At 56.4% G+C, this 13,158-nt stretch carries 15 protein-coding genes; 8 read left to right on the top strand and 7 right to left on the bottom strand.

Going from position 1 to position 13,158, the window contains the following annotated elements:
* Nucleotides 1–14: 14 nt before the first annotated feature.
* From glcF to ACR0EO_RS15915, 3 genes are read right to left on the bottom strand one after another with little or no spacing between them, the layout of a single operon-like run.
* The gene (gene glcF, locus ACR0EO_RS15925; protein WP_480691483.1) at nt 15–1,334 is read right to left on the bottom strand and encodes a glycolate oxidase subunit GlcF; all 1,320 of its coding nucleotides are present in this window, start codon (nt 1,332–1,334) and stop codon (nt 15–17) included.
* A 4-nt stretch (nt 1,335–1,338) separates the two neighbouring features.
* On the bottom strand, nt 1,339–2,466 hold the full coding sequence (locus tag ACR0EO_RS15920) for an FAD-binding protein (protein WP_480691482.1): 1,128 nt from the start codon (nt 2,464–2,466) through the stop codon (nt 1,339–1,341).
* 24 nt (nt 2,467–2,490) lie between these two features.
* A complete protein-coding gene (locus ACR0EO_RS15915; RefSeq protein ID WP_480691481.1) occupies nt 2,491–3,939 on the bottom strand; it encodes an FAD-linked oxidase C-terminal domain-containing protein in 1,449 nt (482 codons plus the stop codon).
* 81 nt (nt 3,940–4,020) lie between these two features.
* Between ACR0EO_RS15915 and ACR0EO_RS15910 the strand changes: the two genes are divergently transcribed.
* Complete coding sequence (locus tag ACR0EO_RS15910) at nt 4,021–4,731, top strand: DUF599 domain-containing protein (protein ID WP_480691480.1); 711 nt, start codon at nt 4,021–4,023, stop codon at nt 4,729–4,731.
* 35 nt (nt 4,732–4,766) lie between these two features.
* Complete coding sequence (locus tag ACR0EO_RS15905; protein WP_480691750.1) at nt 4,767–5,114, top strand: hypothetical protein; 348 nt, start codon at nt 4,767–4,769, stop codon at nt 5,112–5,114.
* Between the two features lie 3 nt (nt 5,115–5,117).
* Here the strand turns inward: ACR0EO_RS15905 and ACR0EO_RS15900 are convergent, their stop codons facing one another.
* From ACR0EO_RS15900 to ACR0EO_RS15885, 4 genes are all read right to left on the bottom strand, one after another.
* Complete coding sequence (locus ACR0EO_RS15900; protein ID WP_480691479.1) at nt 5,118–5,603, bottom strand: flavodoxin family protein; 486 nt, start codon at nt 5,601–5,603, stop codon at nt 5,118–5,120.
* A gap of 1 nt (nt 5,604) precedes the next feature.
* On the bottom strand, nt 5,605–6,075 hold the full coding sequence (gene rlmH / locus ACR0EO_RS15895; protein ID WP_480691478.1) for a 23S rRNA (pseudouridine(1915)-N(3))-methyltransferase RlmH: 471 nt from the start codon (nt 6,073–6,075) through the stop codon (nt 5,605–5,607).
* Between the two features lie 44 nt (nt 6,076–6,119).
* The gene (rsfS, locus tag ACR0EO_RS15890) at nt 6,120–6,479 is read right to left on the bottom strand and encodes a ribosome silencing factor (RefSeq protein WP_170327847.1); all 360 of its coding nucleotides are present in this window, start codon (nt 6,477–6,479) and stop codon (nt 6,120–6,122) included.
* A 164-nt stretch (nt 6,480–6,643) separates the two neighbouring features.
* Nucleotides 6,644–7,996, bottom strand: a complete 1,353-nt coding sequence (locus tag ACR0EO_RS15885) for a mechanosensitive ion channel family protein (RefSeq protein WP_480691477.1) — start codon at nt 7,994–7,996, stop codon at nt 6,644–6,646.
* Between the two features lie 102 nt (nt 7,997–8,098).
* On the opposite strand from ACR0EO_RS15885, the gene ACR0EO_RS15880 reads away from it, so the two are divergent.
* The 6 genes from ACR0EO_RS15880 (at nt 8,099) to ACR0EO_RS15855 (ending at nt 13,110) form a co-directional block, all read left to right on the top strand.
* Entirely contained in the window at nt 8,099–8,194 is a 96-nt protein-coding gene (locus ACR0EO_RS15880; protein WP_480691476.1) for an isopropylmalate isomerase, read from the top strand.
* A 43-nt stretch (nt 8,195–8,237) separates the two neighbouring features.
* Complete coding sequence (gene leuC, locus ACR0EO_RS15875) at nt 8,238–9,641, top strand: 3-isopropylmalate dehydratase large subunit (RefSeq protein ID WP_480691475.1); 1,404 nt, start codon at nt 8,238–8,240, stop codon at nt 9,639–9,641.
* A gap of 37 nt (nt 9,642–9,678) precedes the next feature.
* Nucleotides 9,679–10,233, top strand: coding sequence for an HdeD family acid-resistance protein (locus tag ACR0EO_RS15870; protein ID WP_480691474.1), 555 nt, complete (start codon nt 9,679–9,681; stop codon nt 10,231–10,233).
* 42 nt (nt 10,234–10,275) lie between these two features.
* A complete protein-coding gene (gene leuD / locus ACR0EO_RS15865) occupies nt 10,276–10,881 on the top strand; it encodes a 3-isopropylmalate dehydratase small subunit (RefSeq protein ID WP_480691473.1) in 606 nt (201 codons plus the stop codon).
* Between the two features lie 409 nt (nt 10,882–11,290).
* Nucleotides 11,291–12,070: a hypothetical protein gene (locus tag ACR0EO_RS15860; protein WP_480691472.1), complete on the top strand. Its 780-nt coding sequence runs from the start codon at nt 11,291–11,293 to the stop codon at nt 12,068–12,070.
* Entirely contained in the window at nt 12,067–13,110 is a 1,044-nt protein-coding gene (locus tag ACR0EO_RS15855) for an endonuclease/exonuclease/phosphatase family protein (RefSeq protein ID WP_480691471.1), read from the top strand. Before ACR0EO_RS15860 ends, ACR0EO_RS15855 begins: the two co-directional genes overlap by 4 nt.
* Nucleotides 13,111–13,158: the final 48 nt, after the last annotated feature.

The raw sequence follows: 13,158 nt of genomic DNA, 5'->3' as shown, positions 1-13,158 counted from the left end.
TGCATCAGACAAACTCACCGTAACATTGGGACCGCTTGTTCGGAACGTTCCTGCGTCATTGCTCGGGGTTTCGGGCCACCTGTTGCCCAATCCAGCAACTCGACCGTGTGCAGAATTGGGACATTCGAAGCCGAGCCGATCTGCATCATGCATCCGATATTGCCAGCAGCAATTACGTCCGGGTTCTTAGCTTCAAGCGTTCTGACTTTGCGCTGTTTCAATTTACCTGAGATTTCGGGCTGCATCAGGTTGTAGGTTCCCGCGCTACCGCAGCACAAGTGGCTATCAGCAGGCTCTACAACGGTGAACCCGGCGTTTTTCAACAGATCTTTTGGGTAGGTCTTAATTTTCTGACCGTGCTGCAACGAACAGGCAGCGTGATAGGCAACCACCATTTCCTTGTCTGCACCCTCAGGAACATCCAATTGCATCAGCAATTCACTGATATCCATCGAGATGTCCGACACACGTGCTGCGTCTTTGGCCAGAGGATCGTTTCGAAACATATGACCATAGTCTTTGACTGTAGTGCCGCAACCGCTTGTGTTGATCACAATGGCATCCAGCCCGTCGCCATCCATTTCCGAAGTCCAGGCTCTAATATTGGCTTCTGCAGCCTTGTGGCTGTTTTCCACCTTGCCCATGTGATGGGTCAACGCACCACAACAGCCGGCGCCTTCGGCCACAACGACCTCGCACCCCAAACGCGTGAGCAAACGGATTGTCGCGTCGTTGATATCTGTGTTCAGGGCCTTTTGCGCACAGCCCGTCATTAGCGCCACGCGCTTTTTGCGCTCGCCATTGGGTGTGAAACTTTGCGGATCATCGTTTCGGCTGACTGGCGGTATGTGTTTCGGTGCCATGTCCAGCATTGCCCGCAGTCGCGCATCAGGCATCAGAAACCGAAACGGACGACCCAGTTTGGCCCCGATCAATGCCCAACGGAACCGCATAGGATAAGGCAATATCTGCGACAGGACCCAACGCAGAGCGCGGTCCGTGAAAGGGCGCTTGTAGTTTGCTTCGATGTATTCTCGCGCGTGATCGACCAGATGCATGTAATGCACACCCGAAGGGCAAGTCGTCATACAAGCAAGGCAGGACAGGCAGCGGTCAATATGCTTTACGGTTTTCTCATCCGGGACACGCTCATTCTCGAGCATGTCTTTGATGAGATAGATGCGCCCCCGCGGACTGTCGAGCTCATCCCCCAAAACCTGATAGGTCGGACAAGTAGCAGTGCAAAACCCGCAATGCACACAACTGCGCAGGATTTCGTTCGAGCGTTGGACCGCCGGGTCCTGCAGTTGTTTTTCGGTGAACGTTGTCTGCATCCGCCTACCCCATCAAACCCGGATTAAACACGCCTCGCGGATCGAAACGCTGCCGAATACCCTTAGTTAGAGCCTTAATTTCGGTGGATTCCGGCTGGAACCGCCCCATTGCGTTGACAGTTTCAGCGTCACCGCGAACCAGTGAGGTGTGACTGTCTACACCACGCAACTGCTCTCTCAGGTCAACGTCCTTTGGGGCCAGTGTCCAAATCAGTCCGCCGCCCCAATCCAAAATGTGATCGAATTCCCATTTTCCGGCAACGTGAACCAAATCCGTTGGCTTTACCGAAGTTTTCCAAACATTACCGGCCGACCCAGCGAAGGGTTCGACATCGCGGACCGAGCGCCAGAGTGCTTGGTTTTCGTCTAAGTCCAAAACGACCTGATCGGGCTTTGTGTCGGCAAATAGCTCCAGCAACTTACCAACACGGTATTTCACCGAGGCCTCAAAACCCTCTACTCGAATAAACGTCCGAGAAGACTCTTGTGAGCCGTCCTTTGCCTCGGGCAACCTTGCTGCTCCGGTAACTTCGTAAGGTGAGGTCAGCGCCTCGGAAAATAACTTACTTGCAACGGCCCAACCGCATCCATGCCAAACCAATGTCGCAACAGTCTCGGGCTTTGGCAGAACTTTCAGGGATACCTCCGTCAAAACCCCAAGCGTGCCCCAAGAGCCAGCCATGAGCTTGACCAAATCGTAGCCAGTTACGTTTTTCATCACCCGGCCGCCGTTCTTGATGACCTGCCCCATACCATCGACATAGCGCACGCCCAGCAGAAAATCGCGGCACGCTCCGGCCTGAATACGCCGCGGGCCTGAGATGTTGGCGGCTACGACGCCGCCAATGGTGGGCGTCCCGCTAGTCCCAAGTAGGCGCCGATGGTCCATTGGTTCGAACGCCAGTTGTTGGCCTTCTGAATCCAGAACCGCTTCGATCTCGGCTACCGGCGTGCCGGCTTGAACGACCAATGTCAGCGCTCCGGGCTCGTAAAGTGTAATACCGCTCATCCCCGAGGTTGAAAGCGTCGTCTCCGGTCCGTCCACGCCGCGCGTACCACCGCCCACAATTCGCACGGGGTCTTGCAATCCGGCCACCAACTCAGCCAGTTCGGTCTCTGTCTCTGGTTTCATGCGATTCTTCTTTATTAGAGCCTGTTATTCCGCTGCAATTCGCGTGTCCCGACGAGATTCGGACACATCCAGAGGGAATACCTTGGCCGGATTCAGCAGCCATTTGGGGTCGAACACATCCTTGACGGCCATCTGCGCCTCAAGGTCCGCGGCCGTGTATTGGTGGGACATCAGATCTCGCTTTTCGATACCCACGCCGTGTTCACCGGTCAGACAACCGCCCACATCGACACAGAGCTTCAGGATATCCGCCCCAAAGGCCTCACACTTTTCCAGATCACCTGGCTTGTTGGCATCAAACAGGATCAACGGGTGCATATTTCCGTCGCCCGCGTGAAAAACATTGCCCACGGGCAGACCGTATTCTTCACTCAACTCTCCGATCCGACGCAGAACTTCGGGCAGCGACGAGACCGGGATCGTGCCGTCCAGGCACATGTAGTCATTCATCTGCCCCATCGCGCCAAAGGCCGATTTCCGGCCCAACCAGATTTTCGCGCTTTCTTCGGCCGACTGGCTTTCACGCAGTTCCACCGGGTTGTGGCGTTTGGCGATCTCAATAATTTTGGACAGTTGATAGTCGATCTCTTCCTCGGACCCTTCGACCTCAACAATCAGCAGGGCATGGCAATCCGGATAGCCTGCATGCGCAAAATTCTCGCAAGCTTTGATACAGAGAGTATCCATAAACTCGATCGCCACTGGCAGAATGCCTGATTTGATGATGTCTGACACGCATTGCCCTGCGACCTCATTGTCATCGAAGCCCATTAGCACCGGCCGTGCCCCTTCGGGTTTGCGCAGGATGCGCAGCGTCGCCTCGGTCACAACGCCCAACTGTCCTTCGGACCCACAGATGACTCCCAACAGGTCAAGACCACCCGCATCCAGATGCGCGCCGCCGATTTCGATCACGCTGCCATCCATCATGACCATTGTTACGCCCATCAGGTTGTTCGTGGTCACGCCGTATTTCAGGCAATGCGCTCCACCTGAGTTCATCGCGATATTGCCGGCAATTGCGCAGGCTAGCTGCGAGGACGGGTCAGGCGCATAGAAGAAATCTTCTTCTTCGACAGCTCCGGTCACGCTCAGGTTTGTACGGCCGGTCTGAACTCGGATAAAACGGTTATCATAATCAGTCTCTAACACGTCGTTCATGCGCGCAACGCCAAGGATTACACAATCCGCAGTTGGCAATGCTCCGCCCGCCAACGATGTGCCCGAGCCGCGCGGCACCACCGGCACACCTTCCTCGTGGCAGATGCGTAGCACGTCCGATACCTCTTGCGTATTTGATGGCAAGACCGCCAGCATTGGCGGACAGCGGTAAGCCGTCAGCGCATCACATTCATAGGCACGCGTTTCTGCCGGGTCATGGATCACAGCGTCTTTGGGCAGCACCTGTAGCAACCGCGCCAGCACAGCCTGCTTGCGCGCAAGGACTTCGGGGTTTGGCTGGGGCATTTCCATCGCTGATCCTCCGTTTGGTAAAATAATATTACCAATTAACCCATCTGGCAAGTTCCTATCTCTGGCCCTACTGTCCCGAGCATGACCTGGATTGACCGCGCCCTTATGTTCTCGACACTTGATTATGCTGCCGTGCTGCTGCTGATAGGCGCATGGCAGTGGATAGGTTGGCGGATTGAGCACCCCGCTCCTGACAAACAATCCGTCGCTATGATGATGGATGACTTCCGGCGCGGCTGGATGCACGAGATGGTCACCCGGCAACCCCGAATGTTTGACGCACAGGTCGTGGCAGCGATGCGTCAAGGCAGTACGTTCTTTGCATCCACCACCATGATCGCCATCGGGGGCGGGTTGGCGTTGCTAGGAAACACAGAACGGTTGGCGGGCGTTGCCAGCGATCTGGCCATCGGCAGTGCCCCGGCGCTGGTGTGGGAGATCAAAATACTTGTGGTGATCCTGTTTCTGGCCAATGCGTTCTTGAAATACGTTTGGGCCCATCGGCTATTTGGGTATTGCGCGGTGCTAATGGCCGCCGTCCCGAATGACCCAGAAGACCCTCAAGCCTATCCGCGCGCAGCTCAAGCGGCCGAAATATGCGTCACCGCCGCGCGCAGTTTCAATCGCGGCCTGCGTGCTACCTATTTCGCGCTGGCCTCACTGGCATGGATATTGGGACCACTTGCCTTGATAATTGGAACTGTCATCACCCTGGGCGTACTCTACCGTCGCGAGTTTGCCTCGCACTCCCGGTCAGTCTTGTTAAACCTGCCACCCAACACAGAGTCGTGATGACGCCGCTGCGCATCACCTCGTATGGTCGCCCTATGCGATATCTGATTCTCAGCGCCTTTCTGGCAGCTCCCGCCTTTGCTGATCCCGCAGTGATCGAGAATGTCTCGGCCAGCCAGAGTGGCGACACATGGCGGTTCGACGTGACGATTCGGCATCCGGACACCGGTTGGGATCACTATGCCGACGGATGGCGCGTTCTGGATATGAATGGAAATGAGCTGGGGATGCGTGTGCTTCACCACCCCCATGAGAACGAACAACCCTTCACGCGTTCACTAAGTGGCGTCGCAATCCCCGAGGGCGCCACGCAAGTTCAGATTCAGGCGCGGTGCAATGTGGACGGTTGGAACGATGGCACCACCGTTGTCGATCTGAACTGAGTCTCAGAACACACCCAGACTCAGACCCGCAGCCAAAGCGGCACCGATTTCACGGCATTGATCAAGCTGATCGTCAGGAATGGTCTTTTCGGCCATGATTGCCTTGGGCGATTGGGCGTGGGTGCAGATGATGAGGGGCGGTTGCACCTCTTTCAACCGCCAGCCGGTGGCGATCCGAGCCATCTGACGAGCCGCGTTTTCTCCGTCAGACCCGGCGCAGACCATCTGCGCATAGGGGCGTCCTTCGATCTGACCCAGTACTGGATAGTAGCTGCGGTCAAAAAACTCCTTCATCAGACCCGAAATCGCGGCCAGATTCTCTGGCGCGCAAAAGATATAGCCATCGGCGGCCAGCAGATCGTCAGGCCCGGCTTGATCGGCGGATTTCAGGATAGTGTCGGCCTCAACATTAGCGGCCTCAGCCGCCGCTTCGGCCATCTGACGGGCGCCGCCAGTGCGCGAATGGTAAACGATCAAAAGCTGCGCCATGTCAGACCCGGTGATAGGGACCGCCGGAAAGGATGGTTGCGGCCCGGTAAAGTTGCTCGGCCAGCATCACACGGACCAGCATGTGGGGCCAGACCATCGACCCAAACGAGATGGAAAAATCGGCCTCAGCCCGCAGATTAGGGTCTATTCCGTCCGCTCCGCCAATAATCAGCGCGAGATCCTGACGTCCAACGTCGCGCCATCCGCCCAGCTTTTTGGCAAAGTCAGGTGACGACATGACCCGCCCACGCTCGTCCAATGTGCAAATCACAGCGCCTTTGGGCAGCGCCTTGCGCAGCAGTGCAGCTTCGGCACCCATGCCAGCATTTTTCTTGTCTTCGACCTCAATCACCTTCGCAGGACCAAGGCCCAGCGCGCGGCCGGTCCGATCAAAGCGGGTCAGGTAATCGTCAAGCAGGGTCTTCTCCGGTCCGGCACGCAATCGCCCGACCGCAACTATGCTGATACGCATATCTCTCTCGCCTCCGGCCCCTCAATACAGGCCGGGATGGCGCCTCAGTTCGCCGAGGCGCTGCCGCCCTGAGGCAGCCACATCTTTTCCAGCTGATAGAATTCACGCACTTCGGGGCGGAAGATATGGACGATCACGTCGCCCGTATCGATCAGCACCCAATCGCCGGCATCCTTGCCTTCGACCTTCGAGGTGAAACCGAATTCCTGCTTGATACGATCCGTCAGCTTTTCCGCCATGGCAGCGACCTGGCGAGTCGAGCGACCCGAGGCAATCACCATGTGATCCGCAACAGAAGACTTACCTTGCAGGTTGATCTGCACGACGTCTTCGGCCTTGTCATCGGAAAGTGAGGAAAGGATGCGTTCAAGCAGCTTATCGCTGATTGACTGAGAGTGAGCCATTACACCGGCTCCGTCATCGGCGGGCAAACCCGCCTGGGTATGTAGAGACAGGACATAGTCCTCCTTTGCTGCGCGCCGCCAAACCCCGGCGCAGGGGTACTAATAAGGTAACAAGGGGAATGCAACATTTCAATGAATGGAGGCTGTTCAGGACGCACAGAAGGTCACTCTTTGGCGACCTGTTGCGCACCTGCGCTGTCTGACAACAGCCGAACTTCGCGTTGTGGAAACGGAATCGAGATGCCCTCGGCCTTGAACGCATCCCACAGCGACAGATAGACGTTGCCCCTGATATTGGTCAGCCCCTTGGTCGGATCACTGATCCAGAAGCGAAGAACATAGTCTACGCTGCTGTCTCCAAAGCCGGTGATATGACAAACGGGTTCGTGTGAGCCACCACTCAAAACCCGTGTCACTGTTTTCACTGCCTTAATTGCCGTTGCGCGCACGATGTGCGGATCATCGTCGTAGCTGGTGCCAAACTCCAGATCCAATCGAACAAACTTGTCTGAATGGGACCAGTTCACCACCTGATTGGTGATCAGATCCTCATTCGGGATCAGATATTCCCGCCCGTCCCGTGTGACCACCGAGACATAGCGCGCGCCCAGCGCATTGATCCATCCGAAGGTATCACCCAGCGAGATCACGTCGCCCGGCTTGATCGACCTGTCCATCAGGATGATGATTCCCGAGATCAGGTTCGACACCACCTTTTGCAAACCAAAGCCGATCCCCACACCGATCGCACCTGACAGCAGTGCAATCCCTGTCAGGTCAAACCCCAGCGTCCGTATGGCGGCCAGAAAAACAGCGCCATACAGAAGCACCTGAATGCCCTTAGCCAGCAACACCTGCATCGACGGGGTGATGTCGTCGTTGCTCATCAACCCTCGTTCGGCGGCACGGGTGCCAACACGGGCAAGGGTCAGCAATATGCCAATGAGCAGAGAAGCCTTAAGAATCCCCAGCGCCGAGATGTGCAGATCACCGATCGAGATAGCGACACCATCAAGAAACTCTGCCACATCATCGGTAAGATTCAGGGCAACGAGGGTTGCATAGACCCACATTGCCCATTTGAAGATTCGCCGCAGGGTCCGGTTGCGCACCAACCGCGCCACCAGCGCAATTGCCAACCACGCCAAAGCCAAAGTCGCCACAACCCCGATAATATAACTGCGTGAGGGCCATGTGATCTGCTGCATAAACAGGTATAGCGCCCAAGACAGCAGCACGAAATAAACCAGAGTCAGACGCCGCATCAGCTGCACCAGAATCCGCAAACGCCATTTCGGCCAACCTTCGCGCGCTCTGGCCCAGGCCTCCCACCGGCCCTGTGTGACCAGTTTTAGTCCAAAGGCAAGCGCCCACAACGCAAGGATCATAACCAGCTGATGCTGGCGCCAGCCCGGCGTGACGACCAGCTCGACAAGGTTTTCGAATTGCACGGAAAAACCCGCGACCATGTTGTCATAAAGGTCCGACAGCGTACTGGGGATCAGGTCTTGGTTCATGATTCCAGCTTGTACAGCGTTTTCGCGCGATGCAAGCCCGGTGCGGGATTGAACCTTGATTGACGGCAAACCCCGATATATCTGGAGCGCATGAGACTCAATGTGGCCCAACTTCAGAATCTGGAAGACCGCGCGCGCCTGCGTGAACGGTTCTTTGGGGCTGCCCGCACGGTCCTGGCCCGCCTATCCGCGGCCTGAGCCAACTCGCCAGCCATTTCTCATTACATACGGGAGAGGACCGATGTCCCCCAAAACACTCTATGACAAGATCTGGGATGCCCATGTCGCGCACGAAGCCGATGATGGAACCTGTTTGCTTTATATCGACCGCCACCTGGTGCACGAAGTCACCAGCCCACAGGCGTTCGAAGGCCTGCGCATGGCGGGCCGCAAGGTACGCGCACCAGAAAAGACCATCGCCGTGCCGGACCACAACGTTCCGACCACAGCGGACCGCGTAAACGGGATCGAAAACCCGGAATCGCGCATTCAGGTCGAAGCGCTGGACAAAAATGCCAAGGATTTTGGCATTCACTACTATCCAGTGCATGACGTCCGTCAGGGCATCGTCCACATCGTCGGCCCCGAGCAAGGTTGGACCCTCCCGGGCATGACCGTTGTCTGCGGCGACAGCCACACGGCCACCCACGGCGCGTTTGGTGCGCTGGCCCACGGCATCGGGACTTCTGAAGTTGAGCACGTTCTGGCCACTCAGACCCTGATCCAGAAGAAATCCAAAAACATGAAGGTGGAAATCACCGGCAAACTGCAGCCGGGCGTGACCGCCAAAGACATCACTCTGGCCGTGATCGGTGAAACCGGCACCGCCGGCGGCACCGGCTATGTCATCGAGTATTGTGGTGAAGCGATCCGCGATCTGTCGATGGAAGGCCGTATGACCGTCTGCAACATGGCGATCGAAGGTGGCGCACGCGCGGGCCTGATCGCACCGGACGAAACCACCTTTGAATATGTCAAAGGTCGCCCACATGCTCCGAAAGGTGCGCAGTGGGAAGCAGCTCTGGCATGGTGGAAAACGCTCTACACTGACGAAGACGCGCATTTCGATAAGGTCATCACCCTCCGTGGTGAAGATATCGCGCCCGTCGTCACATGGGGCACCAGCCCCGAAGACGTGCTGCCGATCACCGCAACCGTACCACAGCCCGAGGATTTCGAGGGCGGCAAGGTCGAAGCGGCCCGTCGTTCGATCGAATATATGGGTCTGGAAGCTGGTCAGAAGCTGAGCGATGTCGAGATCGACACCGTCTTTATCGGTTCGTGCACCAACGGCCGCATCGAAGACCTGCGCGCCGCAGCTGAAATCCTGAAGGGCAAAAAGATTAAGGACGGGATGCGTGCGATGGTCGTACCCGGATCGGGTCTGGTCCGCGCGCAGGCCGAAGAAGAAGGTCTTGCGGACATCTTCAAAGAGGCCGGCTTTGAATGGCGTCTGGCCGGTTGTTCAATGTGTCTGGCGATGAACCCCGACCAGTTGCAACCGGGCGAGCGCTGTGCCGCGACCTCGAACCGCAACTTCGAAGGTCGTCAGGGGCGTGGAGGCCGTACTCACCTACTGAGCCCGGCCATGGCTGCCGCAGCGGCAATCACAGGACGGCTGACAGACGTCCGTGAATTGATGTAAGCTACCCTCATATCTAGATATTTGAGGGATTGAACTGATGAGTGACTGGATCAAATGGCTACTGCTTGGGCTTCTGTCCATCGCGTTTGGTATCTTTGTGCTGGGCGCGCCCGCAGTGGCGTCTATAGCAGTGACAGTAGTGACGGGAGTGTTGCTGCTGATCTCGGGAGTGTTGCAGATTGTCGGCGGCTTTACGGTCGAAGGCACCGGTAACAAGATCCTGTCACTTATCATGGGTGTGGTGATGGTGTTCCTGGGGTGGTCCTTCTGGATGCATCCGCTTGAAGGCACGCTGACGCTGGCGACAGTCTGTCTGATTCTATTCATGGCAGGCGGCATTGCCCGGGTCATCCTATCGTTCCAGATGCGGGGAACTCAGTTTTTCTGGGCGACGCTGATCTCTGGCATCATGTCGATCCTATTGGCCGTCCTGATCTGGCGCTTTGCCGCCACAGATCCGCAGATTTTGCTGCAATTGCTGGGCATCCTGTTGGGCATCGAGATGATCTTTAACGGTCTTGGCCTGGTCTTCATGGCGTTCTTCGTCAAGGACGCACCCACAGACGAAACAACAGAAGCGAAAGAAGCTTAAACGCGGGGTACGGGCGCGGCCCTCTCCCGCAGGAGTGTGAACATGGAAAAGTTTGAAAAAGTCCACGGGGTGGCCGCCCCAATGCCATTGATCAATATCGACACCGATATGATCATTCCGAAAGTACACCTCAAAACCATCAAACGGTCCGGCCTCGGCGTCGTGCTGTTTGATGAGATGCGTTATCACGACGACGGGCAGGAGAATGAAGAATTCGTTCTGAACAAACCCGCCTATCGCCAAACCGAAATTTTGGTGGCTGGCGACAACTTTGGCTGCGGTTCGTCGCGAGAACACGCGCCTTGGGCGATCAAAGACTTTGGCATCAAGGTCGTGATCTCGACCAGCTTTGCCGACATCTTTTTCAACAACTGCTTCAAGAACGGCATCTTGCCTATCGTTGTCGAGGAAGAACACCACGCAGTTCTGATGGATGATGCGCACAAAGGCGAAAACGCCCGAATGACCGTGCATCTGGAAGATCAACAGATCACCACATCCGACGGCGTTGTGATCGAGTTCGAAATCGACCCGCACCGCAAGCACTGCCTGTTGAATGGTCTGGACGATATCGGTTTGACGATGGAAAAAGATCACCACATCGACAAATTCGAGGACCACGCTAACCAAGCTCGTCCTTGGGTGTGATTCCTTCAACGATTCTGTTGATGCACAATCTTATGGGGTCGCCAAGGCGGCCCCATTCGCGTTCTTGGGGTTGAAATTCCGGAATCCACAACATCTAGGTATCACATTGATACACACGCCGCATTTGCGTCAAAAATGATGCAATCGCGCACCAGTTGCGCCATCATTTTGCCCGAAATGGCGTGTTTTCTGCACCGTGGCTTGAGCGAAATGCCGCTTATCGCCAATGTTGGTGGCAACAGGCATCCACCAAGTAGAACGTTGGTGAAATAGGCATCTGCCGCAGCACTCGCGGTGGGCACAAGTTGGAATGAAGTCGGCGAAGAATCGACTAATCCAGTTTGAAAGGGTTCGGATAGTGATTGCGCGCACAACAGGGGCGGCAATTCGGGGATTATTGGTTGCACTCATGGTGTTGACCCCCGCGTTGTACTTGCCCGTATCGTCAACGAATGGGACCGAGATTGTCGTCTTTCTCGCCATTCTCGCGTTTTTCCTGACTTTTGCCGAATACAACTCGGCCTTTCCCAGCTTTATTGAATTTCGCGATGCGCCTCCGGTGAACCGTCTACGCTTTGTCGGCCTGCTGACAATGGTCACCTTCCTGACTTTGATCTGCAAAAACGCCTATTCACCAACTGATCTGACCACGACCGTCTACAAAGTGGGCTTGGGCGTCGCCAATGTAGCGGACTTTCCGTATTCACCGGTTCGCCTGATTGTACTGATGCTACCCGCAGATGCCGGTGCGCCGCTGATTGAATTGGTGCGTATTTCAGCGAGCGTGGCGTATGTCGCCGCGCTGGTCACAATCGGAAGCTTTGCCTACGCCGTGAAAATGCGCGGTTGGCCGACCGGAAATGGTGCTTTCAATGTTTGGACAAACCTGCCGCTGTTCGACCCCACCAAAGGCGGTGACGTTGTCACCCGCCTTCAGCGCGACGGGCGTCTGAACATTTCGATCGGCATCCTACTGCCATTCCTGATCCCAGCATTGATCAAAATGCTGACCGACTTTGCTAATCCAATCTCTTTGAGCAATCCGCAGACACTTATCTGGACGATGAGCGCCTGGGCTTTCTTGCCCGCCAGCATGATCATGCGCGGCATGGCCACGTTGCGAATTGCCGGATTGATCGTAGAAAAGCGGCGCGCCTATTCCACAACCGAGTCTACACAGACTGCATGATCCGCGCGCTTGTTCTGTTGCTGGTGCCTGTGATGGCACAGGCGGAAACAGTACGCATTGCCACATACAATACTGAGCTTAGCCGCGATGGGCCTGGGATCTTGCTTCGGGATATCGGGCGGGACGATGCACAGGTGCAAGCGGTTGTAGATGTGCTCGTGGCAACTCAGCCCGATATCGTCAGCCTTCAAGGCATCGACTGGGATTTGCAGGGGCAAACTCTGATGGCACTGGCCGAGCTATTGCGCGAGCAGGGCCTGGACTATCCTTATCACTTTGCACCTCAGCCGAATGCCGGGCTTGAAACGTCTATTGACCTGAATGGCGACGGAAAGACCCACGGTCCGGCAGACGCGCAGGGCTGGGGGCGTTTTACGGGCGACGGCGGGCTTGCAGTGCTTTCTCGGTTCCCAATCCGCACAAATGCAGCACAGGACTTTACCAGCCTGCTTTGGCGCGATTTACCAGGCGCAGAAATGCCAGAGGTCGACAACGCTCCCTTCCCCTCGGCAGAAGCTCATCACATTCAACGTTTGTCGTCGGTAGCGCATTGGATCGTTCCTGTGGACACACCCAACGGACCGCTGGATATCATGACCTTTCACGCCGCCCCGCCTGTGTTTGACGGCCCGGAAGACCGCAATGGCCTGCGCAACCGCGATGAAATCCGTCTTTGGTCTGCGGTTCTGGATGGTAAACTTGGGCGTCGGCCAGATGGATCGTTTGTAATCGCAGGGGATGCCAATCTGGACCCGATACGTGGGGAAGGGCGTAAACAAGCGATTCAGGCCCTTCTGGCTGATCCCCGCGTGCAGGACCCGCGCCCGGCCGACGCCGAAGGTGCAGTGACTACTGTAGAATGGAAGGCTGTGGGCGAGATGCGGGTGGATTACGTGTTACCCTCGGCCGATCTGCAGATCACCGGCTCGGGCGTCTATTGGCCTGCCTCAAACTCTCCGGAACGCGCCGCAGCTGAACAAGCCAGCCGCCACAGGCTGGTATGGGTCGATGTGATTTCGACCGAGAGGCCAACAAATTAACCCATTCAGTTCATTATACGAATTGCCGCCACAGGCAGAAAGTGTATT

This window comes from Ruegeria sp. BE9, assembly GCF_056538765.1.
Note: the sequence above shows the minus strand (reverse complement) of the source record. Positions and strands in the feature narration are given on the sequence as shown.

Excerpts from the sequence above, each read along its gene's own strand:
- ACR0EO_RS15870 (WP_480691474.1), top strand. The coding sequence starts at position 9,679 with ATGAGTGACTGGATCAAATGGCTACTGCTTGGGCTTCTGTCCATCGCG.
- ACR0EO_RS15855 (WP_480691471.1), top strand. The coding sequence starts at position 12,067 with ATGATCCGCGCGCTTGTTCTGTTGCTGGTGCCTGTGATGGCACAGGCG.
- glcF (WP_480691483.1), bottom strand. The coding sequence starts at position 1,334 with ATGCAGACAACGTTCACCGAAAAACAACTGCAGGACCCGGCGGTCCAA.
- ACR0EO_RS15900 (WP_480691479.1), bottom strand. The coding sequence starts at position 5,603 with ATGGCGCAGCTTTTGATCGTTTACCATTCGCGCACTGGCGGCGCCCGT.
- ACR0EO_RS15905 (WP_480691750.1), top strand. The coding sequence starts at position 4,767 with ATGCGATATCTGATTCTCAGCGCCTTTCTGGCAGCTCCCGCCTTTGCT.
- ACR0EO_RS15910 (WP_480691480.1), top strand. The coding sequence starts at position 4,021 with ATGACCTGGATTGACCGCGCCCTTATGTTCTCGACACTTGATTATGCT.
- rsfS (WP_170327847.1), bottom strand. The coding sequence starts at position 6,479 with ATGGCTCACTCTCAGTCAATCAGCGATAAGCTGCTTGAACGCATCCTT.
- leuD (WP_480691473.1), top strand. The coding sequence starts at position 10,276 with ATGGAAAAGTTTGAAAAAGTCCACGGGGTGGCCGCCCCAATGCCATTG.
- leuC (WP_480691475.1), top strand. The coding sequence starts at position 8,238 with ATGTCCCCCAAAACACTCTATGACAAGATCTGGGATGCCCATGTCGCG.
- rlmH (WP_480691478.1), bottom strand. The coding sequence starts at position 6,075 with ATGCGTATCAGCATAGTTGCGGTCGGGCGATTGCGTGCCGGACCGGAG.
- ACR0EO_RS15860 (WP_480691472.1), top strand. The coding sequence starts at position 11,291 with ATGGTGTTGACCCCCGCGTTGTACTTGCCCGTATCGTCAACGAATGGG.
- ACR0EO_RS15885 (WP_480691477.1), bottom strand. The coding sequence starts at position 7,996 with ATGAACCAAGACCTGATCCCCAGTACGCTGTCGGACCTTTATGACAAC.
- ACR0EO_RS15915 (WP_480691481.1), bottom strand. The coding sequence starts at position 3,939 with ATGGAAATGCCCCAGCCAAACCCCGAAGTCCTTGCGCGCAAGCAGGCT.
- ACR0EO_RS15920 (WP_480691482.1), bottom strand. The coding sequence starts at position 2,466 with ATGAAACCAGAGACAGAGACCGAACTGGCTGAGTTGGTGGCCGGATTG.